Consider the following 23934-nt stretch of genomic DNA (forward strand, 5'->3'; position numbering starts at 1 on the left):
ATCCGCCAAAGCGACACGAACGCTCTGTTTCCGCACTACGGTGGTGGTGGAAACGGGCGTGAGAGAGGCGGAACCGGGCGTGACGTCCTGGGTTGAAGTGATCAACTATGTCCGGCTGCGGTACGAGGTGCTGGAGGAATCGGACGCCTGGCTGCGCTTCCGCCTCGACACCGACGGCGCGCGGACGCAACAGGTTGCCGTGCACCACCTGCCGGACCTCGGCGGGGCGGCGTGGGTGGAGATTTCCTCGCCGGTCGGCCGCGCCGCGGACGTCGACCTGCGCCGTTTCCTCGAGCTCGCGGGCGAGTCGCAGGTGGGCGGGGCGGCCGTGGTGGACGGTCTCGCGCTGCTCAAGCACGTGGTGCCGCTGGAGGACCTGAGCGTGCGGGAGGAGTTCGAGCGCCCGCTCGCGTTGCTGGTCGGCCGCGCGGACGCCATCGAGCACGTGCTGACGAGCGGCGACGACTTCTGATGGTCCGCTGGGCCGCGCCCCTGGCCTGATGGTGGACGCCGCGGACTGGGCCGGGCAGCAGGTGGCGATGGTCCGCGACGACCCCGGCGGCCGCCTGGCGTTGATGGAACGCTGCTATTACGGCCCGTTCGGCCAGGCACCGCGGCATTTGCCGTTCCGCCGGGCGGCCAGGCCCTGTCCTGCAGGTCTCGTCCGCGATGGTCGCGGCCGAGGGCCCCGGAGGCGGCACCGCCGCAAGGCCCGGATACGCCCGGTATGAGGGCATTGCGGCGGCACCGCCTCCGGGTCTCTCGACCGTGACTCTCATCGAACGGACCTGCAGGACAGGGCCTAGGTCGTTCGTGCGCTGGCAGCTGCGCCGCGGTGTGCTGCAGCCGGCGTTCCACCCGCGTCCCGGCAGCCCGTGGTGGCGTGCGGTGAACGAGCGCATCCTCCGCGACGGGTGCGAGGCGGTGGGCTTGAGCGGCGGGCTCGGTGGTCCGCCGTCGTCGCGCACGGCCGGCCAGTGGCTGGCCTTCGCGTGCGATCCCACGGCGGCAGCGTGGTACCGCGCGCACAACGGAAGTGTGGTCGCCGCCTACCTGGAGCACCGCGAACTCGCGGAGGCGGAACGCGAGCCCGAGCGGTTCTTCATGAACGTCATCCTGTGCCGGGTGCTCTACACGCACGCCCTGGTGGCCGCGCCCGCGCTCTCGCTGAGCTGGCTGCGCCCGCTCGCGCCGCTGCTGGGCGACCCGAGGCTCGGCATGACCGGCATCTTCCTGCAGCTCTCGCGCGTGCTGCCGGACGAGTACCCGCTGCGCGCCGACGTCCGGTACTACCTCGGCGAGGAGCACGGGTTCGCCCGTCTCGTGGACTTCGGGATGATCGTGCCGCGGCTGCGGCGGCTCTACGAGTGGTCGGCGGCCGAGCTGTCGGCGCCGGGCCTGCTCGACTGCGTCCGCGACGGCGCCCTGACCTACGCGTGGCGGTTCGAGGACCGGCACGTCTGGGATCCGCCGAGATCGTTCCTGCTCCCGGCCATCCACCGGCTCCTGCCTTGACTGCCGGGTCCGTTCTGCCATCGTGTGCGTCGTGACTGGACTGGAGCAGCATTCGGCCGACGTCGTGATCGTCGGCGCCGGCTACGCGGGCCTCGCGGCCGCGTCCCGCCTGGCGGCCGCCGGACTCGGTGTGGTCGTCCTGGAGGCTGCGGACCGCGTGGGCGGCCGGGTGGTCAGCGAGGTGCTGCCGTCCGGTGTGCGCGTCGACCACGGCGGCCAGTGGATCGGCCCGTCCCAGAAGCGGTTCCACGAGCTCGCGGCGCAGTTCGAGTGCGCGACGTTCCCGGCCTGGGAGACCGGCCGGCACGTCGAGATCTGGCACGACGGCACCCGCAGCGACCACTCCGGCTCGATGCCGGAGTCCGGGCCCGGCGTCGCCGAGCACGGTCGCGTCATCGCGGCGCTCGGCGAGCTCGCGCTGACCGTCGAGCTGGACCAACCCTGGCTCACCCCCAACTTCGAGGTCCTCGACTCGATGTCCGCGGAGGAGTTCTTCCACTCGCAGACCGACGACGAGGACGCGCTGCGCAGGCTGGCGCACGCCGTGCAGCGCGTGTGGTGTTGCGAGCCGAGGGAGATCTCGTTCTTCCACGTGTTGTTCCACGTCGCCTCGGCGGGCGGCTTCGAGCAGCTGGCGGGGACCTCCGGAAGCGCGCAGGACTCCCGTTTCGCCGACGGCGCGGACGCTCTCGCCCTGGCGATGGCCGCGTCGCTGACCGTCCGGCTGGACGAGCCGGTGCTGACGATCCGGCACACGGGCGACGGCGTCGAGGTGATCACCGGCAAGGCGGCGGTGACGGCGCGGCGGGCGATCGTCACCGTGCCGCCGGCCGCGTTGGGACGCATCGGCTTCGAGCCCGCCCTGCCACCCGCGCGCCGCGGCTGGACGGGCCACACCCCGATGGGACGCGTCGCGAAGGTGCACGCGGTCTACGAGGAACCGTTCTGGCGCAAGAAGGACCGCTCCGGCATCGCGACCCTCCACGGCCGCAACCCGGTCGGAGCGGTGTTCGACAACTCGCCGCAGGACGCGTCACGAGGCGTGCTGGTGGCGTTCATCCACGGCGACCGCGTCGACCGCTGGGCCGCGGCGCCGGACGACGTTCGCCGGGCCGACGTCCTCGCGGCGCTCGCGGAGGTCGCCGGTGCCCGTGCGCGCATGCCCGTCGACTACGCCGAGATGGCCTGGTCCGAGGACGGCTGGACCATCGGCGGCTACGCGTGCTTCGTGTACCCCGGCGGCTGGACGGAGTACGGCGAGCACGGCTGGCGCGCCCCGACCGGTGCGCTGCACTGGGCGGGGACGGAGACCGCGTCGGTCTGGAACGGCCACGTCGAGGGCGCCATCACCTCGGGCGACCGCGCCGCCGACGAGGTGATCGCCGCGCTGAAGGCCGCGGGATGAATTCCTGTTCGACGGACGTCGTGAAAGCGGTTGAATAGACTTCTGCAAACGTTGCCGATTCCCTAATTCACATATCTGATGTTCACATGCTCGAACATCGTGGCGAATTACGCGCGAATTGTTGACGGGGACTTCGTGGGCTATTCACAATTCGACTCCGCGGTGTGAGCCGCCCCACAACCGCGGTCACGAAGAGTCCCTGGAGGCATGCGTGTCCCGAAGTCAAGCCCTACGACGAGCAGCGGTGCTCGGCATCGTGGGCACAGTCGCCGCGGCGGGCATCGCCGTGCTGGTGAACGCGGCCGATGCGGCCCCTGGCGCGGGCGCGCTCACCGGATTGGACACCTCGGCGGGCAATCGCCGGGCACCCGTCAGCGGGTTGTACGACTGGAGCAGGGCCGGTTATCGGGGTGGCCAGAACCTCCCCGGCCAGAACGAGATCAACGCCAGTGCGGCGTGCCAGATCACCGCCGCCGAACTGGCGAGCCAGTACACCGTGAAGCCGAATGACGGACAGGACGACTCGGCGGGTCTGCAGGCGGCCATCGACTCGATCAGGACGACCTGTTCACCGTCGGCGAGCTACTCCGAGCTCAGCCTGATCACACTGCCCGCCGGTGAGCTGGAGGTCTCGCGCGAACTGCACGCGGACGCGGACTACCTGATCATCCGCGGCGCGGGCAGGGACGCCACGAAGATCACCTTCCGGCCCGACGCGAACACCCTGTACGACACCCTGACCCCGGACGGCTCGGACTGGGACGAGGACGGGATGACGTCCGGCCAGGGCAAGGGCGGCTGGCTGTGGCCGGGCCGCGGCCTGTTCCGCGTGCAGTCGCGCGGCGTGCATTCCAGCTACGCGAGCGACTACGCGGCGGCGCCGGAGAACCGCAAGGACCTCTTCGAGGGCACGGTCAACGTGCACTGGAAGGCCGGTGTGAAGGTGAGTGCCGCCGCGAAGGCCGGCGACCGCGCCATCGCGGTCGCCTCGGTCAGCGCGATCAAGCCGGGCACGTTCGTCAACGTTCGTGCCGCGAACTCGGTCAAGTTCTACGAGCAGCAGTTCGCGACGGGGACGCCGTACCCGATGGTGAACATGCACATGCGACAGCAGATCTTCACCGTCGCGTCGGTGTCGGGCACCACCGTGACGCTCGACAAGCCGCTGGAGTTCGACGTTCCGGTCAACTCCACGTCGGACGGTTCACCGGCGATCGGCGGGACGGCGTACGACTCGAAGGTGTCGCCGCTGGTCGACCCGGTCGTCGGCGTCGGCTTCGAGGACTTCGGCTTCACGCAGGCGATGCCCGGTCTCAACCAGGCCGACTCGGTCAACAACTACGGCAACATGGCGCCCGCCGCCCAGATGCACGGCATCGTCTTCAAGTGGGCGGCGAACTCGTGGGTGAAGGGCATCCGCGCGGAGATGACCGGGTCGCACCCGATCGTCACGGAGGAGGCCAAGAACCTCCAGATCGTGAACAACGAGCTCGACGGCTCGTGGAACAAGGGCAAGGGCGGCAACGGTTACTTCCGCGGCTCGCGCGTCTGGGACTCGCTCTACGCCGGCAACACCTCGCGCAACCTGCGCCACTTCACGTTCCAGTGGTCCGCCTCGGGCAACGTCGTGATCGGCAACGACTTCGACTCCGACCTGAACCTCCACGGCGGCTGGGAGCGCAACAACCTCTTCGAGCTGAACACCGTCCGGGTGCCCTACGCCCACCGGTCCGCCAACTGCCGCGCCAACTGCGGTGAGGAGGGCGGCGGCGGTCCCGACAACTCGAACTGGTTCCCGATCTGGTGGGGCGCGGGCAAGAAGGCGGTCAAGTGGTCCGGCGCGTCCGGGCCGCGCAACGTCTTCTTCAACAACACCATGACGAAGCAGACCGCGACCGGCGGCCCGTTCACCGACTACTACGCCGACCACGCGCGGATCTACCAGTTCGGCTGGAACGGCACGGCCTACCAGCACCTCGACATCGGCGGCACGCCGATCACCGACTGGGCCTCCAACGAGCAGCGCGACTTCACCGGCGGCCACGGCGTGGACGCCACGAAGACCGACTCGGCGGCGTCGCTGTTCCTCAACTCGGTCAACGGCACCCCGCCGACCAGCACCACCACGTCGACGACGACCACCACTACGACGACGAGCACCAGCACCACCACGACCAACCCGCCGTCGGGCTCGTGCCTCACCGCCAAGATCACCCAGACCTCGGTGTGGAGCAGCGGTTACGGCGCCGACGTGACGCTGACCAACGGCTGCGCGACCGCGACGTCGGCGTGGACGGTCGAGTTCGACCTGCCGTCCGGTACCTCGGTGAGCAGTTCGTGGAGCTCGGTCCGCACTTCGACGGGCCAGCACCACAAGTTCACGAACGTGAGCTTCAACGGTGCGATCAAGCCCGGTGCCACCGCGAAGTTCGGGTTCAACGCCTCGGGCACCGGTCTTCCCACCGGCTGCACGGTGAACGGCAACACCTGCGGAGGCAACTGATGGGCACCAGGGCATTCGCGCTGGCCGGGGTGGCCGCGACCGTCGTGGCACTGCTCAGCGGCGCGTCCGCACAGGCCGCGGCACCGGTGCTGAAGGCGGCGGTCACCCAGACGTCGGTGTGGAACGGCGGGTACGGCGCGGACGTGACGATCACCAACTCCGGTGACGCCGCGAGCACGTCGTGGACGGTCGAGTTCGACCTGCCGTCCGGCACCACGATCACCAGTTCGTGGAGCTCGGTCCGCACCTCGACCGGCCAGCACCACAAGTTCACCAACGCGAGCTTCAACGGCGCCGTCAAACCGGGTGCCAGCGCGAAGTTCGGCTTCAACGCGTCCGGCGGCAGCCTGCCGGTGAACTGCACGATCAACGGCGTGCCGTGCGGCGGCGGCACCACCCCGCCCGCCGACACGCAGGCGCCCACCGTGCCGGCCGGCCTGCGGTCCACCGGGGTGACGTCGAGTTCGGTGTCGCTCGCGTGGACGGCGTCGGCCGACAACGTCGGCGTCACCGGCTACGAGGTGCTGCTCGGCAACGCGGTCAGCACGACCGTCACCGGCACGGCGGCGACCGTCAGCGGCCTGTCGCCGGCCACCGCGTACTCGTTCTCGGTCCGCGCCAACGACGCGGCGGGCAACAGGTCGGCGGCGAGCACCGCCGTGAGCGTGACGACCAGCCCGGACAGCGGCGGTGGCGGCACCGTCGACGTGTCCACCGCGGCACAGCTCCAGGCCGCACTGGCCGCGGCCGCCCCCGGCCAGACGATCAGGATGGCGCCGGGCACGTACCGCGGTTCCTTCGTCGCCAACGGCCGGGCGGGCACCGCCACCCAGCGCATCACCCTGAGCGGCCCGCGCGACGCCGTCCTCGTCAACGACGGCCCCACCGGCGTCGCCCCGTCCTGCCCCACGCCCACCGCGGGCTGGGACTCGGGATACGGCCTGTGGCTCTTCGGCTCCCCGTACTGGAACCTCACCGGGTTCACCGTGCGGGAGTCGAAGAAGGGCATCGTCCTGGACGACTCGCACCACGCCACGATCGACGCTGTCTCCGTGCACCACCTCGACGAGGAGGCGGTCCACTTCCGCCGTTCCTCGGCCGACGGCGTCATCCGCAACTCCACGATCACCGACACCGGCCTGGTCCAGCCCGGCTACGGCGAAGGCGTGTACCTCGGTTCCGCCAACTCCAACTGGGGCTGCCACGGCAACAACGGCGGCATCGACCGCAGCGACCGCGTCCAGGTGCTGAACAACAGGATCGGCCCGAACGTCGCGGCCGAGGCCGTCGACGTCAAGGAAGGCACCTACGAGGGCGTCATCCGCGGCAACACGTTCGACGGCCAGGGCATCAGCGGCCAGAACTCGGCCGACTCCTGGGTCGACGTCAAGGGCATCGGCTACGTGATCGAGGACAACACCGGCACGTTCCGCAGTCCCGGCACCTTCGCCAACGGCTACGAGACGCACAACACCAGCACGACCCCCACCCTGCCCAACGGCTGCGGCAACACCTGGCGCAACAACCGTTCGGACCTCGGAGGCGTGGGCCAGTACGCCATCAACATCACCTCGGTGTCGAAGTGCACGGCGATGCCCAACGTCGTCCACTCCTCCAACACCGTGGCCGGGGCGGTGAAGGGCCTGACCAACGCCCCTGTCACCCCGTAACACCTCCCTGTCGCGAACGTGCCCGGCGCTCCACTGTGGACGCCGGGCACGTTCGTCTGTGTCGATGGACGTGGCCGCCGGTAACCGGTCATCCGATCATGCGTCCCCTGGCCGAGGTGGACGTCCCCTGCCAGGTGGCCGTCACCATCGCGCAGACGCACCGCTTGTCGCCCGTTCAGCTGGCAGACGTTCGGCAGGTTTTCGCCCCCTCGACGCGGCTACTCCAAACGGCGCAACCACGGTGATCCGTTCGAGAGCGGAGGGACTTCTGCACGGAACACCGGCGCGGCGGCAGGCGGGACCCGCGGAACGGACGCTGACGTGCTCCGGGCCGTGGACGAACCGCGCGGCCGCACCAGGAGACGCCTCGCATGAAAGGAAGACCATGCGCAAGAACGTCAAAACAGGCCTCTTGGCCGTAGTCGCGGCCAGTGGTCTCGTTCTGGCCGGCGGTCCGACCGCCAGTGCCGACATCAGCGCGTTCCACCCGTTCCGCATAAGCGGTGCGGGACACCTGATGTCCGGTGAGTGGTTCGGACACCACGTCGCGGCATCCGCCATCGCCGGACACGGCGGGCCTGCCGGGCACGGCGGTCACGCCGTCAGCTCCAACACCGCGGTGTCCGGGAACACCGGCCACTCCGGCGACTCCGGTGACACCGGTGACAACGACGCCCACGTGATGTGCGTCCACGCCACGTGCGTGACCGGCACCGGCTCCGGCCACTCCGGCACCACGTCCACGGGAGATTCCGGCGACGCCACCAACCACAGCAGCACCAACGGCGGTGACACCGGCAACGGGGGCAACGGCGGCGACGCCAACGTCACGGCAGCGAACGCCACCGAGACCGAATCAGACGACGACAGCGTCCACAGTGACACCGAGACCACGGCAACCGCCACGGCCGGCCACGGCGCGTCCTCCGGAAACGGCGGCAACGCCTTCAGCCACAACAACGCCGCTACCTCGGGCAACACCGATCACTCCGGCGGTTCCGGCGACACCGGTGACAACGACGCGTGGGTGATGTGCGTCCACGCCACCTGCACGACCGGCACGGGCTCGGGCAACTCCGGCACCACGTCGACAGGGGACTCCGGCGATGCCACCAACCACAGCACCACCAACGGCGGCGACACCGGCAACGGCGGCAGCGGTGGAGACGCCGTCGCCACAACGGAGAACGCAACCGAGACCGAGGGCAACACCGTCCACAGCAACACCGACGTCGCGGCGACCGCCACGGCCGGGAACGGCGCGCCCTCCGGCAACGGCGGCCACGCCGTCAGCTCCAACACCGCGGTGTCCGGGAACACCGGCCACTCCGGCGATTCCGGCGACACCGGTGACAACGACGCCTGGGTGATGTGCGTCTACTCGACCTGTCTGACCGGCACCGGCTCCGGCCACTCCGGCATCACGTCGACGGGGAACTCCGGCGACGCCGTCAACCACAGCAGCACCAACGGCGGCGACACCGGCAACGGCGGGCACGGCGGCGACGCCGACGCGATGACGACGAACATGACCGAGGTGGAGGACGACTGACCGACTGATCATCTGTGGAACGGGCGGGATCGGGTCTCCCATCCCGCCCGTTTTCGCTGTCCCGGCACCGTGCCGGGCTGTTCGACGGCCGCTTCAGTTCCGCGAGTCTTGACGGTTCTTGCGGTAGTTGGAGAAGAGCGCGACACCGCTGGCGATGGCGATCAGTCCGAAAGCGGCGCTGATGTAGAGGCTCAGGCCGAAGGCTTGAGCGGCAACGTTGGCCACGAGGCTGCCGGCCAGCACCACCGCGAGCAGGGCTCGGCTGCGGGCGGGGGAGAATTTCGCTTCTTCGTTCATGGCAACGAAGTTAGTTGCGTTCGCCGGCGTCGCCGATACCGCAGGCTTCCAGGTTCCAGGTAGAGCAGGCTGCACCTCGGTCCCGCGGGTGAGTGCGGCGAGGTTCGAAGCGCGCCTGTGAAGCGCACCACCTCCGTGAGCAACAAGCCCCTTGATTGTTCAAGTTGGTGCTCAAATACCCCCGGACGAACTGGAACCCTCGCTTTCCGGTCACCGCCGCGGTTGCCGGCGGCGGGGAGTTGCACGGAAGAGAGAGCGCGGCATGCAACGACGGGCGCTGCTGGGGCGTGAGACGGAGCGCCGTGCACTGGCCGCCCTGGTCGAGCAGGCCGCCTCGGGGTCGGGCGGCGCCGTGGTCGTCCTCGGCGCACCTGGGATCGGCAAGTCGGCGTTGGTCGCCGAGGCGGCGGCGCGGGCCGCTGACCGCGGGACGCGGGTGATCACGGCGGTGGGGGTGGAGTCGGAGGAGGACGTGCCCTGCGCCGGCCTGCACCAGCTGGTCCACCAGCTGCGAGACGGGATCGACGACCTGCCCGGACCGCAGCGTGCCGCGTTGCGCGCGGCCGTCGGGCTCGTCGACGAGGCCGTTCCCGACCTCTACCTCGTCGGCCTGGCCGCGCTGACCCTGTTGTCGGACGCGGCGGTGAAGGCACCGCTGCTGGTGGTCGTCGAGGACGCCCACTGGATGGACCGGGCCAGCCTCGACGTGCTCGGGTTCGTCGCGCGGCGGATCGAGTCCGACCCCCTCGCACTGGTCGCCGTCACCCGCTCCCTCGACGACCGGCTCGGCGGCGCCGGGCTGCCCGTGCTGCACCTGAACCCCCTGACGGACGAGGTGGCGGGAGAACTGCTGGACGCGGTGGCCCCCGGCCTGGGGCAGCAGGTCAGGCGGCGGCTGCTGGTGGAGGCGGCGGGAAACCCGCTGGCGTTGACCGAGCTGCCGGTCGCGCTGCAGTCGGTCGGTGGGGCGTACGCGCTCACGCCGGGCCCGTTGCCGCTGACCGAGCGGCTGGAGCGGACCTTCACGGCACGGGTCTCCCGGCTTCCGGCCGACACTCGCGCAGTTCTCCTCCTCGCGGCCCTCAACGGTGACGGGACGATGGACGAGTGCCTCGCCGCCGCTGCCCGGATGCTCGGGACGGCGGTCGGCGTCGCCGCCCTGGAACCGGCGGTCGGTGCGGGCCTGGTGGAGCCCTGGGAACTGGTCTTCCGGCACCCGCTCGTCCGCTCGGCGATGCACCACGCCGCGACGGCCGCGGAACGACAGGCCGCGCACGCCGCTCTCGCCTGCGAGCTCCAGGGGCAGCCTGACCGGCAGGCGTGGCACCGCGCTGCCGCCACCGCCGGTTCCGACGAGCACGCGGCGCGGGACCTGGACTCCACGGCCGGCAGGGCCCTGCGCCGCGGTGGTGTCGCCGCGGCCCTGGCCGCGCTGCGGCGAGCGGCGGAGCTGACCGCGGACCCGTCCGCCCGCGCGGACCGGCTGCTGCGCGCGGCCGAGCTCGCTCTGGAGTCGGGCCAGAGCGACGTCGCGGCGCACCTGGTGGCCCAGGCGCGCTCGCTGGACCTGTCGGTCCGGGACCAGGGCCGTGCGGCCTGGGTCGGCATCGCCCTGGTCGAGGGCGCTGCGCAGGGCGAGGGCACCGCGACCGCCGAGCTGGCCGAGCTGGCCGTCGGGATCGCCGCTGACGGCGAGCGGCTGCTGGGGCTGCGCATGCTGTGGAGTGCGGTCCTGCACTGCTTCTGGGGCGAGCCGGGGCCGGACGCCCGCCGGCGGATCGCCGCCGCCGCCGACCGGATGCCCGTGAACGCGGACAACGCCGACCTGGTGGCCCTGCGGGCGTACTGCGCGCCGGTCGAGCGCGGGCGAGCAGTCCTCGAGTCCCTGACCCGTCAGCTGGATCGTTCGTCCGAGGACGCCGAGGGGGACCAGCTCCTGGGCGCCGCCGCGGTGACGGTGGGTGCTCCCGCCCTGGCCGGTCGGCTGGCAGCGAGGTCGCTGGACGCCCTGCGGGCACAGGGCCGTCTGTCGATGCTGGCCAGGGCCCTCTGCGTCCAGGCGGGCAGTGCCGCACGGCTCGGTGACGTGCGTGCCGCTCATCTCGCCGCCGAGGAGGCCGCCGAGCTGGCCCGCGAGACCGGTCAGCCCTTGGTGCACGCGATGGTGCACGCCATCCGCGCACAGCTCGCCGCCGTCTGCGGTGACCCGGAGGCGGAGGTGTGGGCAGCGGAAGCGGAGCGCACCGCCCTTCCCGGTGGCGCCCGCCCGGCGCTCGCCATCGTGCAGATGGCCCGCGGGCAGGCAGCCCTCTGCCAAGGGCGCTACGGCGACGCCTTCGGGCACCTGCACCGCGTCTTCGAGCCGGCCGACCCCGCCTTCCACCCCTGGCTGCGGTTCTACGGTGTCGCTGAACTGGCCGAGGCGGCCGTGCGCAGCGAGTCCGCCGAAGCGGCGCGGGACGTCCTGCGGGAGCTGACGCCACTCGCGGAGGGGACCCCCTCACCCGCCCTGCTCTGCGGGTTGCGCCTCGGCCGTGCCCTGCTCAGCCCGCCGGACGCCGCCGAGCAGCTCTTCCGGGAGGCCCTCGACGCCGTTCCCGTCGACTGGCCGTTCGAGCGGGCGCGGGTGCACCTCGCCCTGGGGGCGTGGCTGCGGCGGCACCGGCGGCCGGCGGACTCCCGCGTCGTCCTGCAGGCCGCGCGCGAGGTCTTCGACGCGCTCGGCGCATCAGCCTGGGCGGAGCGGGCACGTCAGGAGCTGCGCGCAGCGGGTACGTCGTCGCCCCGCCAGGACCCGGCCGCCGTCGACCGGCTCACGTCGACCGAGCTGCACGTCGCCCAGCTCGCCGCGCAAGGGCTCACCAACCGGGAGATCGGCGAGCGGCTCTACGTCTCGCCCAGGACGGTGAGCACTCACCTCCAGCGGATGTTCCCCAAGCTGGGCGTGACGTCCCGCGGCGAGCTCGCCGCGGTGCTGCGCGGCACGATGACGTACGCCGAAGACGTAGTCCAACGGACGCGGCCGGCCCTGCTCGCTCCCTAGGTTCGTGCCATGCCCGGTCCGCACACGGCGGACGGGCGGGAAGGCACCATGGGAACCATCACCGTCGGCACCGAGAACTCGACCGACGTCGAGCTGTACTACGAGGACCACGGCTCCGGCCAGCCGGTCGTCCTGATCCACGGCTACCCGCTGGACGGGCAGTCGTGGGAGAAGCAGACCGACGCGCTGGTCAAGGCCGGCTACCGGGTCATCACCTACGACCGCCGGGGCTTCGGCCGGTCGAGCAAGACCATGACGGGCTACGACTACGACACCTTCGCGGGTGACCTGGACAAGGTCCTGACGCAGCTCGACCTGCGTGACGTCGTCCTCGTCGGTTTCTCGATGGGCTCGGGCGAGGTCGCCCGCTACCTCGGCACCTACGGCTCGCAGCGGGTGGCGAAGGCGGCCTTCCTCGGCGCGCTCCAGCCGTTCCTGCTGCAGACGGAGGACAACCCCGCAGGCGTGCCGCAGTCGGTGTTCGACGGCATCGCCGAGCAGGCCGAGGCCGACCGCTACGCCTGGTACGAGAACTTCTTCGTCGACTTCTTCAACACCGACGAGACGCTCGGCTCCCGTCTGAGCGACGCCGCGCTGCGGGCGAACTGGGCCACCGCCATCGCCTCGGCGCCCGTGGCGGCGTACGCGTGCGTCCCGGCGTGGCTGACGGACTTCCGGGCCGACGTGGAGCGCATCGACGTGCCGTCGCTGATCCTGCACGGCACCGCCGACCGCATCCTGCCGATCGACGCCACCGCCCGCGAGTTCCGCCGCCGCCTGCCCGACGCGCGCTACGTCGAGATCGACGGCGCTCCGCACGGTCTGCTGCTCACCCACGCGGCCGAGGTCAACGCCGCCCTGATCGCCTTCCTCACAGACTGAGAACCGGACATGCACAGACTCACGCACCGCGTCACCGCTCTGCTGGCCGTGCTCGCCGCTGCCGCCGGGCTCGCCCTGTCCGGCATGTCGAACGCGGTAGCCGCCCACCCGGCAACGGGGCAGAAGCCCACGATCGTCCTCGTCCACGGCGCCTTCGCAGACGGCGCCGGCTGGAATCCCGTCATCGAGCGGTTGCAGCGACGGGGCTTCACCGCCGTCGCCGTGGCCAACCCCCTGCGCGGAGTCGGCTCCGACGCCGAGGCCCTCGACACGCGTCTCGCTGCCATCGACGGACCTGTGGTGCTCGTCGGCCACTCCTACGGCGGTGCCGTCATCACCAACGTGAAGGCGCGATCGCCGAAGGTGAAGGCACTGGTGTACGTCGCCGCCTTCGCCCCCGCCGAGGGGGAAGCCGCGGCACAGCTCGCCGCGAAGTACCCCGGCAGCACACTGGGGGAGACGCTGGCACCGGTCCTGTTGCCCGACGGCTCGAAGGACCTGTACATCAAGCCCTCGCTCTTCCGGCAGCAGTTCGCAGCCGACGTCCCGGCGCGACAGGCCGCCCTCATGGCCAGCACCCAGCGCCCCATCCGGGACGTTGCCCTGAACGAGGCGTCCGGCGCACCCGCCTGGGCGAGCATCCCCTCGTGGTTTCTGCTGGCCGGCGCAGACAAGAACATTCCCGTGCGGGCGCAGAAGTTCATGGCCGACCGGGCCGGCTCACGCGCGACGGTGACCGTCGAGGGAGCTTCGCACGCCGTGGCGGTCTCGCGTCCGAACGCGGTCGCCGACCTCGTCCTCCGCGCCGCGGGCTGACGCCTTCCCGGCCCCGTGAGCAGGAGGCTCGCGGGGCCAGGGCGATCTCCCCGGGTGCGGGACGTCGTCGAGATGCTGGACGGCTGTCCAGGAGGCCAGAGCAGGGATCATGACGTCCTGGACACCGGTGGCGCAGAGAACCGGGTGGGTGATGGTTTCAGGTCGGCCACCACCCGGTCGACGGGGACGGAGGCGTTCTTGTCGATCGCGGTGATCTGACCCCGGGCGGCGGCCGCGGAGACGGCGGGACCGCCGGCCGCCAGCCGTGCGGACACCCTTGCGAGGTAAGCACGTCCTGCGGTGCGGCCGGTGTCGGTCTCGGGGAGGAACAGGTACACCAGGTCGTCCGCGGTGGGCTCGGGCTTGGCCATGACGGCCCGCACCCGGCCTCCTGGGTTGGTCCTCAACTGAGCAACTCCGCGACGTGCACAACGCGCGAGGGAGCCCACGACTGACGCCCTCCGCCGTGGAAGTCCACTATGACGACGTCGTCGTGCACCACCGCGGTCACCCTGCCGACCGGTCCGATCGAGCCGCACAGCCGGACGACGTCCCCTGAGAGCAGATCGCTCGCGTGCTTCTGGCCGATGTTCCGTGCCGAGGACGCAGGCTTCACGCAGGTGGTGAAGAACCACCACGCCACACCGGACAGCGCAGGAGTGGCGATGACCAGAACCCCGGCCGCGACCGGGAACTCGGCCATCAGCGTGACCGCGACGATCGGCGCCCACAGGAAGCCGACCGCCGCGGCGACGTAGGCGGAACTCACCGGCCGGTCGCCGATCTGAAGCCAGCCGGTCGTGCGAACCCAGCCCTGCGCCGTCAGGCCACGCGGAGGCCTGCCGTCCTCCAAGCGAGGTGCCGGCTCGACCACGTGGACCGGCCTGCCGAACAGATCGACACCGACCTCATTCCGCACGCCGCCACCTCAGTTCGTCCTTCTCGTTGCGGGCACACACCATCTCCCCGCCGATGATGGACGTCCGCCGCTCACCTTCGGAGGCGCACCGCCTGCCCCTCAGGACGTCCACCCGCAGATCGTCAGGTGGCGTGGAGGACCGTGTCACCGAGGACGACGGCGGCGGGGGAGACTCCGTCAGGGCTGGAACGGTTGTCGCGGTGATGGTCGTGGTCTGCGCGGACGTCGAAGGCGCGCCGGTCGCCGTCACCTCCGTTCCGGCGGGATCACAGGTGGTCGCCCACACGCCACGGCGCTCGTGGCGAGCGTCGGACTCGACCGGCGCGAGGTCCTCGCGGATCGACGGATCCGCGGACGCCGCGCCGTCGAGCACGACGGTGCGGGCGTAGTCGTCGCCGTTCGGCAGCAGGACGTCGACCATGACGTGATCACTGCCCGAACTGTCATCCCTTCTGATGACCAGCCGCACCTCCTTGCCGAGCAACAGGTTCCGGGCGGCGGCGCGGGACTCCGCCTGCCAGCAGTCGCCGACCCGGCGTACCCCGGCGACGCGGGCGCGGACGAGGAGACCGGTGCCCGGCTCCGCGCCCTCGAAAGAGTCCACTTCGGACACCTCGTGGACCGTCACCTGGACGGAGTCACCTCTGCGCAGGTTCGCTTCCAGGTCCGAGCTCCCGCGCATCCCCGGCACCGCGACACCGTTGAAGGCGATCGCTCCCGTGGTGGCGACCGTGGTGACGACGCTCAAGCCGGCTACCGCGAGCCTTGCACTTTGGCTGGAGCGCCACCAGGAGCGGCGCACGAACCCTGGACAGATCATGAACGGTGCTGAGCTGGGCAATGGCGATCCCGCCTCGGTGGGGTCGGACGTGGCTGTGGCGCAGGCGGCCCACGTCGACCTCCACCGAGGTCACGTCTTCGGCGTTTCGCCTGGCGGTGCGGGGTGAATGTCGCCGCCAAGGCAGTGTTACCGCTGAAAAACAGGTCGTCAACGACGTAAAAGGTTCAATTGGATTCGACCCCAATACTTCACCGGGGCCCTGATGTGATTGTGCCTGCACTCACCCGATCACGACCGGCCGGTCGCTCAACCGGCTGAGCCGGGAACAGGCGGCCAAGGCGCGTCGGCGACCAGGTCGCCGGTGGTCGCCGGGTCGCGGCCGGCCCACCCGCCGGCCGCGACGACCAGGACCACGCATCCCGCTGCGAAGATCAGACCGAGTTGGCCGACGGTCCCGCGTTCGGGAGGAAAGCCCAGGGTCCAGCCGAGAGAGGGCACGAGGAACGCCAGGCCGGTCAGCACGGCGGCGGCGTCCACCACCGCCGCACGTGACCGGCGCACCGCTCCCTGCGCCATCGTGAGACCGATGCCGATGCCGATGAGACACAGCGCGAACACCAGTGCGGGAACGGTCGACATCCCGGAGCTGGAGTTGTCGAACGCCATCGCGCCGGCGATCGGGACGGCCGCCACGAGGAGGAAGACGAGTGGCATCACCACGACGAGCACGTGTCCGAGCCGGGCGCGGGTCCGGCAGACCGCGACCGACATCCCGATCAGCAGGGCGAGCAGGGTGATCGTTCCGGCTTCCTTCACGTCGTCTCCGATCACCTGGCCGAACCCGGTGAGCGGCGCGGGACGGAGCTCCAGCCCGGTCGCCGCGACCACGACCGGCACGCGTCGCCACGCGCCGTCGGCGCCGCGAACCGCGAGCCCTTCGACGCCGTTGGCCACGATCACCTCGTGTCCACCCGGGACGGCACGGACCTGGACGTCCACACTGGCCACTTTGGACACGTGTTCGATCCCGCCGGGGAACGGGTGCTGGCGCTTGACGAACGGCCACCGGGCGGCCGGCACCTCCCAGGCGGTGTGCCAGGTCCGACCGGCGTCGGTCGTTTCGTCGACGCCGAGCAGCCGGCCGCCGCGGGGCGTCCCTTCGACGAAGTCGAGGTCGAGGTCACCGCCGTGCACCCGGTAGCAGTGTGCGGTGTCATCGGGTACGCACGCTTCGACCTGCCGGCGCTCCGGCAACTGTCCGGGCGGCGTCTCCGGCAGCAGCGTCCAGTCGCCGACACCGGAGCCGGAACCGTACAACCGCTCGTCCACCTCGATGACCACCTGCTCGCCCATGATCTCCACGGAGTCCACCGACGGAATCCTCACGGAGGGCGCGGAAGTCGCGGCGATCGCCAGCACCGCGAACGGCATCGCGAGCACCACCCGCAACCGCTGAGCCATGCGGTCCGGCAGTGGCGGAGCCGCCGCCGACCTCCGCCAGGCCCACCAGGCGAGGCCCAGCGCGGGCAGCGCGACCAGGTCGCTCGGGTCGGCCAGAACGACCGAAGGTCCGTTGACGACGGACCACGCCGCCGACGCGACCTCGGCTCCCGTGCTGGTCAGCTTGACCCACGCGAATCCGGCTCCCGTCAGCAGCGTCGCCACCGCGGCGCCGATCCGGCCGGCGCGGAACAGGCCGGACATCAGCCCCAGCACCGCCGGCGCCACCACCAGTCCGGCGACGTCACTGAGCTTGCCGGTGACGAGGCCCGGCCACGCCTGTTTGAACACGTGGTCGTTGAGCAGCAGGACCGCGGTGGCCCCGACGGTCAGCGGATGCGCCACCCAGCGCAGGAAAACCCCAGCTCGCATGGGACCAGCCTGCGTTGCCGCGATCACGGCAACGACTCGGCCCGGCCCCAGATCGGTCCGGGTCGCGGTGTCACCGGTCCGGACGTCCCGGGCGGTGCTGACGAAGTCGCTGGGGAAGGTGCAGGTCCTCGCGCAGCCGTCATCGCTCTTGACGGAGATCGACGAACTGCTGTCGCGACCGTTCCTGTGAGTCCACTGCGCAAGGGATGAACAGGTGCTGTGCGCGCCTCTCACAGCCTCCGCACAGCCGCACCACATCGGGCGCCAAGATCCGTTGAAGACCCTGGCGCCATGAGCCTCGCGACTCCCGCTCCCGACACCACCGCGACGGCCACCACCGCACCTGTGCTCGACGTGGTGGTCCCCGTCTACAACGAAGAGAACGACCTCGCACCCTGCGTGCGGAAGCTGCACACGCATCTCACGCAGCGGTTCCCGCACTCCTTCCGGATCACCATCGCCGACAACGCCAGCACGGACGGCACGGCGGAGATCGCGGACGCACTCGCGGACGAGATGAGTGAGGTGCGAGCGGTGCACCTCGCCCAGAAGGGCCGGGGCCGCGCGCTCAAGGCGGTGTGGTCCTCATCGGACGCCGCTGTGCTGGCGTACATGGACGTCGACCTGTCCACCGACCTCGCCGCGTTGCCTCCCCTGGTGGCAGCGCTGAGTTCCGGACACTCCGACATCGCGATCGGCAGCCGGCTGGCGCGTGGCGCCCGCGTGGTGCGCGGTCCCAAGCGGGAGTTCATCTCCCGGTGTTACAACGTGATCCTGCGCAGCGTCCTGGCTGCCCGGTTCAGCGACGCCCAGTGCGGTTTCAAGGCCATCCGCGCCGACGTCGCCCGTGGACTCCTGCCCCACGTCGAGGACACCGGCTGGTTCTTCGACACCGAACTGCTGGTGCTCGCCGAGCGGGCGGGCCTGCGCATCCACGAGGTGCCGGTGGACTGGGTGGACGACCCGGACAGCCGAGTCGACCTCGTGTCGACCGCCATCGCCGACCTCAAGGGCATCGCGCGGTTGTTGCGGGGCTTCGCCTCGGGTGCCGTCCCGATCGCGGAGCTGCGCGTCCGGCTGGGACGCGCGCCGCTGGAGCAGCCGCAGCCCGGTGTTCCGGCGGGACTGCTCACCCAGCTGGTGCGGTTCGGTGCGATCGGGGTCGTGAGCACACTGGCCTACCTCGTGTTGTTCCTCCTGCTGCGCGGCGGGATCGGGGCGCAGGCGGCCAACCTGGTCGCATTGCTGGTCACCGCGATCGCCAACACGGCGGCCAACCGGCGGTTCACCTTCCGGGTGCGAGGAGCAGCGGGCGCGGTGCGCCACCAGTTCGAGGGACTGATCGTCTTCGGTGTGGGACTCGGTCTCACGAGTGCCTCACTCGTGCTCATCCAGCAGGTCACGGCGCCGGGCGGGCACGCGGAGATCGTTGCCGTCGTGCTGGCCAACCTCGCGGCCACCGTGCTGAGGTTCCTGCTGTTCCGCAACTGGGTGTTCCGGACGAGGATCCGGTGACGTCGTCCCTTGTGGATCTGGGTCGCGCACGGCTTTCGTCGCGGCGTGAGCCGGTTGGTGAGGACGAGCGCCGGCTCGTCCTCACCGTCACCGAGGCCGGCGTCACCGCCGTCAGCTCGGCAGGGGCCGTTCCCAAGCCTGGCGCTCCTTCCCGCGTGGATCGTCGACCGTGCCGCTGTCCAGGTCGAACCGCATGGTGGTGCGCCGGTCCCGGGTGTAGCGCGGCCAGCCGGGATCTCCGGTGCGGGCGAAGCGGACCCAGCTGTCGTGGACCCGCGTGACGAGGGACGACGGCGCGTCGTCGTCACCGAGCAGCCTGTTGGGCCCGCGCAGTGAGGGGAGGTCGGTCCGCCCGAACACGAACGGGAGCTCGGCCGTGTGCGTGGCGCCGAGCGCGCCGTCGAGCGCGGGTGACTTCCACGCGAACTCGTAGGCGAAGACCCGGGAGTGACGGGCGTACGCCTCGGTGAGCGCCCAGGTGCCCGCGCCGAACAGGGCGTCACCCAGGACGGCGGACCGGATCTCCCCGTCGGTGGCCGCCGGCCGCTGCTCGCGGTAGGTCTTGACCAGCAGCAGGGGGTCGGGGTGCGCCTTGGCCGCGACGGCGTCGACGTCCGCGCTGGTCGAGCTGTCGTACTTGCCGAACGGGACCAGGTAGAGAGTGCCCTCCTCGGTGTTCGTGCCGATGAGCAGATCGACCTCGGCGACTACGGCGTCCGCCGGTTGCGTGTCGAGCACCAGGCTGAAAGGGCTCAGCCCGGCCAGCGGATCGGTGTGCGTCGCGGTGCGCAGGTCGATGCCCGCGAGCCTGGACGCCGTCTCCACGAGACGCTCGTCGGAGATCCCCGCGAAGGCGCCGGCGCTCGCCTCGATGCCGAGGAGCTCGGCGGCGGAGCGGGTGACGAGGGACGCCTGCTCGGAGGAGAAGGCGCCCAGACCGCTTCCACTTTGGACGATCGCGCGCCGGAACAGCCCGGTGGCCTCGGGCGTGGCCAGCAGCCCGCCGACGATGGTCGCCCCGGCGGACTGGCCGAACACCGTGACGGCGCCGGGGTCGCCGCCGAACCCGCTGATGTTCTCCCGCACCCAGTGCAGGGCCGCGACCACGTCGAGCAGGCCGCGGTTGGCCGGCGCGCTGGGAACGTCGAGGAACCCGGCGACACCGAGGCGGTAGTTCACGGTGACGAGCACGACGCCGTCGCGGGCGAACGCCGACCCGTCGTACAGCTCGGCGCGTCCGGAGCCCGCGACGAAGCCGCCACCGTGCACGAACACCATGACGGGCAGCCCGGTGGCACCGGGATCCGGCGTCCAGACGTTGACGGTGAGGTAGTCCTCACCGCGGTGCCAGCCTTCGCCGAAGTAGGCGCGCAGGTCCATGGTGCCGAGCAGGCGCGGCGCCTGCGGGGCGGTGGGCCCGAACCCGGTGGCATCGCGCACGTCCCGCCACGGCTCGTGCTCCGCGGGTGCCGCGAACCGGCCGGCACCGGAGGGTGCGGCGGCGTAGGGGATGCCCAGGAAAGCGGCGATCCCGTCCCGGCTCAGCCCGCGCACGGCACCTCGGGTGGTGACGACCTCCACCGGCCTCACCTCTGCTCGTAAGGGGAGAAGGACGCCCAGTCCTTGATGGCGAACGTGCCCGCGTCGCGCGCGACCTCCACGGCGCCCCCGCCGGGGAAGTGCGCCTGGAACACCAGCGTGCCGGTGTCCGCGGCCTCGCCCAGGATCCTGCGGCGGGTGGCGCGGGCCTCGGCGGGGTTCTCGCAGAAGCAGCTGTTGGCGTCCGGTTCGAGGACCTGTGCCGGGGCGTGCACCATGTCGCCTGCGAACACCGCGCGGTCGGTGCCGGAGGCGAGGGTCAGGACGCTGGAGCCCGGAGTGTGGCCGGGTGCCGGTTCCAGGCGCAGGTTGGCGTCGATCTGGTGGCCGTGCTCCCACAGCCGCGCCAGACCGGCCTGGTGCACGGGGGCGACGCTGTCCTCGAAGACGTTCTGGTTGCCGCGGCCGAGCACGGCGGTCCTGTTGTTGGCGGGGTTCCAGAAGTCGAAGTCGTCCTTCGGCATCAGGTAGGTGGCGTTGGGGAAGGTCGGCACCCAGGCGCGGTCCTCGAGGCGGGTGTTCCAGCCGACGTGGTCGATGTGCAGATGGGTGTTGACGACGACGTCCACGTCCTCGGGGCGGACGCCGGCGCGGGCGAGGTTGCCGAGGAAGTCCGTCGTGAGGTGGCTCCACACCGGGGCGTAGGGGCGTTCCTTGTGGTTGCCGACCCCGGTGTCGACCAGGATCGTTCTGCCCTCGCTGCGCAACAACCACGTCTGGATGGCGGCACGCACGTTGCCGGTGGCGGGGTCGAGGAACTCCGGTGCCACGTCCTCCCAGACCTGCCGTGAGCTCTCGGGGAAGAAGACCTCGGGCGTCATCTCCACCGAGCCGTAGTACTCCCACACACGGGTGACGGAGACGTCACCCAGTTCGATCGTGTCCATGCCGTCGATGCTGCGAACCCCGGCCGCGGGCAACCAGACCCGCTCTTGCCTACCACTGGCGTGGTCAGGCTCGGCGTGACCGGCGTGCGCATACTGGCCGGATGAGCGGACAGGGACAGCTCGCCGAGTACCTCCAAGCCTGCCGGGCGCGCCTGCGACCGGAACAGGTCGGCCTCTCGACCTACGGCGAACGGCGACGGGTCCCCGGTCTGCGTCGCGAGGAGGTCGCCGGTCTGGCGGGCGTCAGCGCCTCCTACTACGTCCGGCTGGAACAAGGACAAGCGCTGCACGCGTCGCAGGAGGTCGTGGCCGCACTCGCCCGAGCGTTGCGACTGAACCCCGACGAACACTCCCACCTGCGCGAACTGGCCCAGCCACGACGCCACCGGACCGCGCCGAAGCCACCACCCGAACGCGTCTCGCCCGACACCGCCGAACTCGTCGCCACGCTGGCCCAACCGGCGATCCTGCTGGGCAGGCGCGGCGACGTCCTGGCGTGGAACCCCCTGGGCCACGCCTTCTTCGCGGGCCACCTCGACCAGTCCAGCCCTCAACGCCCCGCGGACCGTCCCAACATGACCAGGCTGGTCTTCCTCGACGCGCACACCCGCGACCTCTACCGCAACTGGGCGGTCAAGGCCCGCGCGGTGGTCGGCAACCTCCGCCTCACCGCCGGCAAGTACCCGGAGGACCGGGAACTGAGCGCCCTCATCGGTGAACTGGCGACCCGCAGCCCCGAGTTCGCGACGATGTGGGCCGACCACCGGGTGCGCGCCTGCGACAGCACCGCGCACCAGATGCACCACCCCGTCGTGGGGGAGCTCCTGGTGAAGCAGCAGACGCTCCGCCTCCCGCACGCCCCGGACCAGACGCTGACCGTCGTGACGGCGCAGCCTGGTTCGGCCGCGGAGGCCGCGCTCACGTTGCTCGGGCAGCTGCGCCCGTGCGCCTAGGTCACGGCGATCCGCGACAGCGCAGGTGCTGAGTCCGCAGCCGGCCCTATCCGGCGTCCTGTGCCTCGATCAGGCCGAGGTCGCGGACGCAGAAGCGGTGGTGTTCGAAGGTCTCGTTGAGCACCGTGCGGAGGCACTGCTGCACGGAGCGGCCTCGGGCGTACGGCGGCCAGACGTCGTCGCCGGGCACCGGCGCCCGTGCTGCGAGCTGCCCAGCGGTGACCTCGTCGAGCCACGCCTGGAGCTCGGCGGTCTGTGCGGCACGCACGCTCGCGATCTCGTCGAGGTCCGGATCGAGCGAGAGGTCGAGGCCGTGCGCTTCGCGGTAGGGCTCGACGGTCGGCCCGATGCCCATCGGCGTGAACAGCTCCGTCGAGCCCAGGCAGCAGCGGCGGAACCACGAGTCGTGGACGAAGACCAGGTGGCGCAACGTCTGCACCGCCGACCACTCGTCGTTCACGCTGCGGCGCTCGATGCCGGGCGTACGGTGGATCCGCTCGGTCGTGGCGGCCCAGTCGGCATGGAGCTGACGTGATGCCTCGCGCAGATCGGCAGGGTCCTCGGAGCGGATCAGCACCCGCTCCGGATGACGCCGGTCGAGCTCTGCCTCGACGTACCCGGTGACCTCGACACCGTTCACCACGAGGTTCGTGACGAGCCCGTCGATCACGGCGTCCTGCATGACGACGCCGATCAGGCGTGCCCCGGTCAGGTCGCACTCGCGGAACTCCGCACCGTGCAGATCCTCGTCGACGTATCGCGTCATGCTCCGAACACTAGGGCTGAGCACCAGAGCGGCCTGACCGTTCAAAGATCCGCCCCCGTCTGCCTTGGGCGGTGCCGGGCGCGGTGACCTCCCACGACAACAGGGCGGTCACTTGCTGTAGTGACGCGCTCACCAGCAGAGATGTGACCATGAACACTGGCCTGTGACGTTCTCGTGTTCATTTCGTAATGTGGCGCCCCGTGTGAACATGCCCTGTCCCCAACGCAAGGTGTTCCCGAATGCCGGGCCGACATAGAACGCATCCAGAGACACCCAACCGGAAGCTCCCGATCGCAGTCGCCGCCACCCTCACCGCGGGCCTCGTAGCGACCTTCTGGGTGGTCCGCACTTCCGACCAGCAGGTAGATCCGACCGGAGCGGCCGCCCAGCTGGCCGCCGCCTCGACCTCTTCCAGTCAGGGCCCGCCGACCAGCACGACGTCGAGCACCACGCCGTCGTCCTCGCAGCCCCCGGCGACCACCACGGCGCCCCCGGTGACCACGACCACCACGCTGCCTCCGGCGCCCCCGCCGCCTCCACCGCCGCCGCCCTGCCCGACCACCCTGGACGGCGTCAAGCCGCACGTGGCGCAGGTGGGCCACCACATCGCGGGCAAGTTCGGTGTCGAGGACATCGGCGGCGCCGCCGGCCGAGGAGGCTCCGGCGACCACCCCACGGGCCTGGCGCTCGACTTCATGGTCGACACCGCCACCGGCAACGCCCTGGCCGACTACGTGCTGGCCAACCGCAAGGCGTTCGGCGTGACCTACGTGATCTGGCGGCAGCGCTACAACGACGGCAGCGGCTTCACGCCGATGGAGGACCGCGGCAGCCCCACCGCCAACCACATGGACCACGTGCACGTGTCGTTCCAGGCGAGCGCGACCGTCAAGGTCACCTGCTGATCTCTTCGAACGACATGCAGACCCGCTCTGTGCCAGCAACGGCCGGCCGACTCC

Annotated in this window: 20 protein-coding genes; 12 read left to right on the plus strand and 8 right to left on the minus strand. The window is 70.9% G+C overall.

Annotated features, from left to right (window positions below; genetic code table 11):
• The first annotated feature begins 79 nt into the window (after positions 1–79).
• The 6 genes from SK571_RS23055 (at position 80) to SK571_RS23080 (ending at position 8645) form a co-directional block, all read left to right on the plus strand.
• Entirely contained in the window at positions 80–472 is a 393-nt protein-coding gene (locus SK571_RS23055) for a hypothetical protein (protein ID WP_319986318.1), read from the plus strand.
• A 341-nt stretch (positions 473–813) separates the two neighbouring features.
• The gene (locus SK571_RS23060) at positions 814–1515 is read left to right on the plus strand and encodes a hypothetical protein (protein WP_319986161.1); all 702 of its coding nucleotides are present in this window, start codon (positions 814–816) and stop codon (positions 1513–1515) included.
• Positions 1516–1546: 31 nt separating this feature from the next.
• On the plus strand, positions 1547–2920 hold the full coding sequence (locus SK571_RS23065) for a flavin monoamine oxidase family protein (protein WP_319986162.1): 1374 nt from the start codon (positions 1547–1549) through the stop codon (positions 2918–2920).
• Positions 2921–3164: 244 nt separating this feature from the next.
• Positions 3165–5423 carry a cellulose binding domain-containing protein gene (locus SK571_RS23070; RefSeq protein WP_319986163.1) on the plus strand — a complete coding sequence of 753 codons (2259 nt, stop codon included), beginning with the start codon at positions 3165–3167 and terminating at the stop codon, positions 5421–5423.
• Positions 5423–7093 (plus strand): cellulose binding domain-containing protein, encoded by a 1671-nt coding sequence (locus SK571_RS23075; RefSeq protein WP_319986164.1) that lies wholly within the window; start codon positions 5423–5425, stop codon positions 7091–7093. Before SK571_RS23070 ends, SK571_RS23075 begins: the two co-directional genes overlap by 1 nt.
• A 385-nt stretch (positions 7094–7478) precedes the next feature.
• Entirely contained in the window at positions 7479–8645 is a 1167-nt protein-coding gene (locus SK571_RS23080) for a hypothetical protein (RefSeq protein WP_319986165.1), read from the plus strand.
• 93 nt (positions 8646–8738) lie between these two features.
• Here the strand turns inward: SK571_RS23080 and SK571_RS23085 are convergent, their stop codons facing one another.
• On the minus strand, positions 8739–8942 hold the full coding sequence (locus tag SK571_RS23085; protein WP_319986166.1) for a hypothetical protein: 204 nt from the start codon (positions 8940–8942) through the stop codon (positions 8739–8741).
• A 262-nt stretch (positions 8943–9204) separates the two neighbouring features.
• Here SK571_RS23085 and SK571_RS23090 point away from each other — a divergent pair, with 262 nt between their 5' ends.
• The 3 genes from SK571_RS23090 to SK571_RS23100 all read left to right on the plus strand — a co-directional run bounded on the left by SK571_RS23090 (position 9205) and on the right by SK571_RS23100 (position 13683).
• The gene (locus tag SK571_RS23090; RefSeq protein ID WP_319986167.1) at positions 9205–11985 is read left to right on the plus strand and encodes a helix-turn-helix transcriptional regulator; all 2781 of its coding nucleotides are present in this window, start codon (positions 9205–9207) and stop codon (positions 11983–11985) included.
• 9 nt (positions 11986–11994) lie between these two features.
• Entirely contained in the window at positions 11995–12867 is an 873-nt protein-coding gene (locus SK571_RS23095; RefSeq protein WP_319986168.1) for an alpha/beta fold hydrolase, read from the plus strand.
• Between the two features lie 84 nt (positions 12868–12951).
• Positions 12952–13683 carry an alpha/beta fold hydrolase gene (locus SK571_RS23100; protein WP_319986319.1) on the plus strand — a complete coding sequence of 244 codons (732 nt, stop codon included), beginning with the start codon at positions 12952–12954 and terminating at the stop codon, positions 13681–13683.
• A gap of 107 nt (positions 13684–13790) precedes the next feature.
• Here SK571_RS23100 and SK571_RS23105 read toward each other — a convergent pair whose 3' ends face one another.
• The 4 genes from SK571_RS23105 to SK571_RS23120 form a co-directional block, all read right to left on the minus strand.
• Entirely contained in the window at positions 13791–14066 is a 276-nt protein-coding gene (locus SK571_RS23105; protein WP_319986169.1) for a hypothetical protein, read from the minus strand.
• Between the two features lie 20 nt (positions 14067–14086).
• Positions 14087–14602 (minus strand): hypothetical protein, encoded by a 516-nt coding sequence (locus tag SK571_RS23110; protein WP_319986170.1) that lies wholly within the window; start codon positions 14600–14602, stop codon positions 14087–14089.
• Entirely contained in the window at positions 14592–15350 is a 759-nt protein-coding gene (locus SK571_RS23115) for a hypothetical protein (RefSeq protein WP_319986171.1), read from the minus strand. Before SK571_RS23115 ends, SK571_RS23110 begins: the two co-directional genes overlap by 11 nt.
• Positions 15351–15689: 339 nt before the next feature.
• A complete protein-coding gene (locus SK571_RS23120) occupies positions 15690–17255 on the minus strand; it encodes a DUF2339 domain-containing protein (RefSeq protein ID WP_319986172.1) in 1566 nt (521 codons plus the stop codon).
• A 291-nt stretch (positions 17256–17546) separates the two neighbouring features.
• Between SK571_RS23120 and SK571_RS23125 the strand changes: the two genes are divergently transcribed.
• A complete protein-coding gene (locus SK571_RS23125) occupies positions 17547–18770 on the plus strand; it encodes a bifunctional glycosyltransferase family 2/GtrA family protein (protein WP_319986173.1) in 1224 nt (407 codons plus the stop codon).
• A gap of 111 nt (positions 18771–18881) precedes the next feature.
• On the opposite strand, the gene SK571_RS23130 is transcribed toward SK571_RS23125, so the two are convergent.
• The gene (locus tag SK571_RS23130) at positions 18882–20351 is read right to left on the minus strand and encodes a carboxylesterase/lipase family protein (RefSeq protein ID WP_319986174.1); all 1470 of its coding nucleotides are present in this window, start codon (positions 20349–20351) and stop codon (positions 18882–18884) included.
• A 5-nt stretch (positions 20352–20356) separates the two neighbouring features.
• Entirely contained in the window at positions 20357–21256 is a 900-nt protein-coding gene (locus SK571_RS23135; RefSeq protein ID WP_319986175.1) for an MBL fold metallo-hydrolase, read from the minus strand.
• Between the two features lie 101 nt (positions 21257–21357).
• Here SK571_RS23135 and SK571_RS23140 point away from each other — a divergent pair, with 101 nt between their 5' ends.
• Positions 21358–22209, plus strand: a complete 852-nt coding sequence (locus tag SK571_RS23140; RefSeq protein ID WP_319986176.1) for a helix-turn-helix domain-containing protein — start codon at positions 21358–21360, stop codon at positions 22207–22209.
• Between the two features lie 46 nt (positions 22210–22255).
• Here SK571_RS23140 and SK571_RS23145 read toward each other — a convergent pair whose 3' ends face one another.
• Positions 22256–22975 (minus strand): DinB family protein, encoded by a 720-nt coding sequence (locus SK571_RS23145; protein ID WP_319986177.1) that lies wholly within the window; start codon positions 22973–22975, stop codon positions 22256–22258.
• Between the two features lie 338 nt (positions 22976–23313).
• Here SK571_RS23145 and SK571_RS23150 point away from each other — a divergent pair, with 338 nt between their 5' ends.
• Positions 23314–23880 carry a hypothetical protein gene (locus tag SK571_RS23150; RefSeq protein ID WP_319986178.1) on the plus strand — a complete coding sequence of 189 codons (567 nt, stop codon included), beginning with the start codon at positions 23314–23316 and terminating at the stop codon, positions 23878–23880.
• The last annotated feature ends 54 nt before the right edge of the window (positions 23881–23934 follow it).

It is taken from the genome of Lentzea kristufekii, assembly GCF_033949925.1.
GTDB classification, from domain to species: Bacteria; Actinomycetota; Actinomycetes; order Mycobacteriales; family Pseudonocardiaceae; genus Lentzea; species Lentzea kristufekii.

Bases quoted from the DNA above. Each gene is read 5' to 3' on its own strand.
- SK571_RS23145 (WP_319986177.1), bottom strand. From the start codon at position 22,975: ATGACGCGATACGTCGACGAGGATCTGCACGGTGCGGAGTTCCGCGAG.
- SK571_RS23120 (WP_319986172.1), bottom strand. From the start codon at position 17,255: ATGCGAGCTGGGGTTTTCCTGCGCTGGGTGGCGCATCCGCTGACCGTC.
- SK571_RS23095 (WP_319986168.1), top strand. From the start codon at position 11,995: ATGCCCGGTCCGCACACGGCGGACGGGCGGGAAGGCACCATGGGAACC.
- SK571_RS23085 (WP_319986166.1), bottom strand. From the start codon at position 8,942: ATGAACGAAGAAGCGAAATTCTCCCCCGCCCGCAGCCGAGCCCTGCTC.
- SK571_RS23125 (WP_319986173.1), top strand. From the start codon at position 17,547: ATGAGCCTCGCGACTCCCGCTCCCGACACCACCGCGACGGCCACCACC.
- SK571_RS23075 (WP_319986164.1), top strand. From the start codon at position 5,423: ATGGGCACCAGGGCATTCGCGCTGGCCGGGGTGGCCGCGACCGTCGTG.
- SK571_RS23135 (WP_319986175.1), bottom strand. From the start codon at position 21,256: ATGGACACGATCGAACTGGGTGACGTCTCCGTCACCCGTGTGTGGGAG.
- SK571_RS23080 (WP_319986165.1), top strand. From the start codon at position 7,479: ATGCGCAAGAACGTCAAAACAGGCCTCTTGGCCGTAGTCGCGGCCAGT.
- SK571_RS23100 (WP_319986319.1), top strand. From the start codon at position 12,952: ATGTCGAACGCGGTAGCCGCCCACCCGGCAACGGGGCAGAAGCCCACG.
- SK571_RS23090 (WP_319986167.1), top strand. From the start codon at position 9,205: ATGCAACGACGGGCGCTGCTGGGGCGTGAGACGGAGCGCCGTGCACTG.
- SK571_RS23140 (WP_319986176.1), top strand. From the start codon at position 21,358: ATGAGCGGACAGGGACAGCTCGCCGAGTACCTCCAAGCCTGCCGGGCG.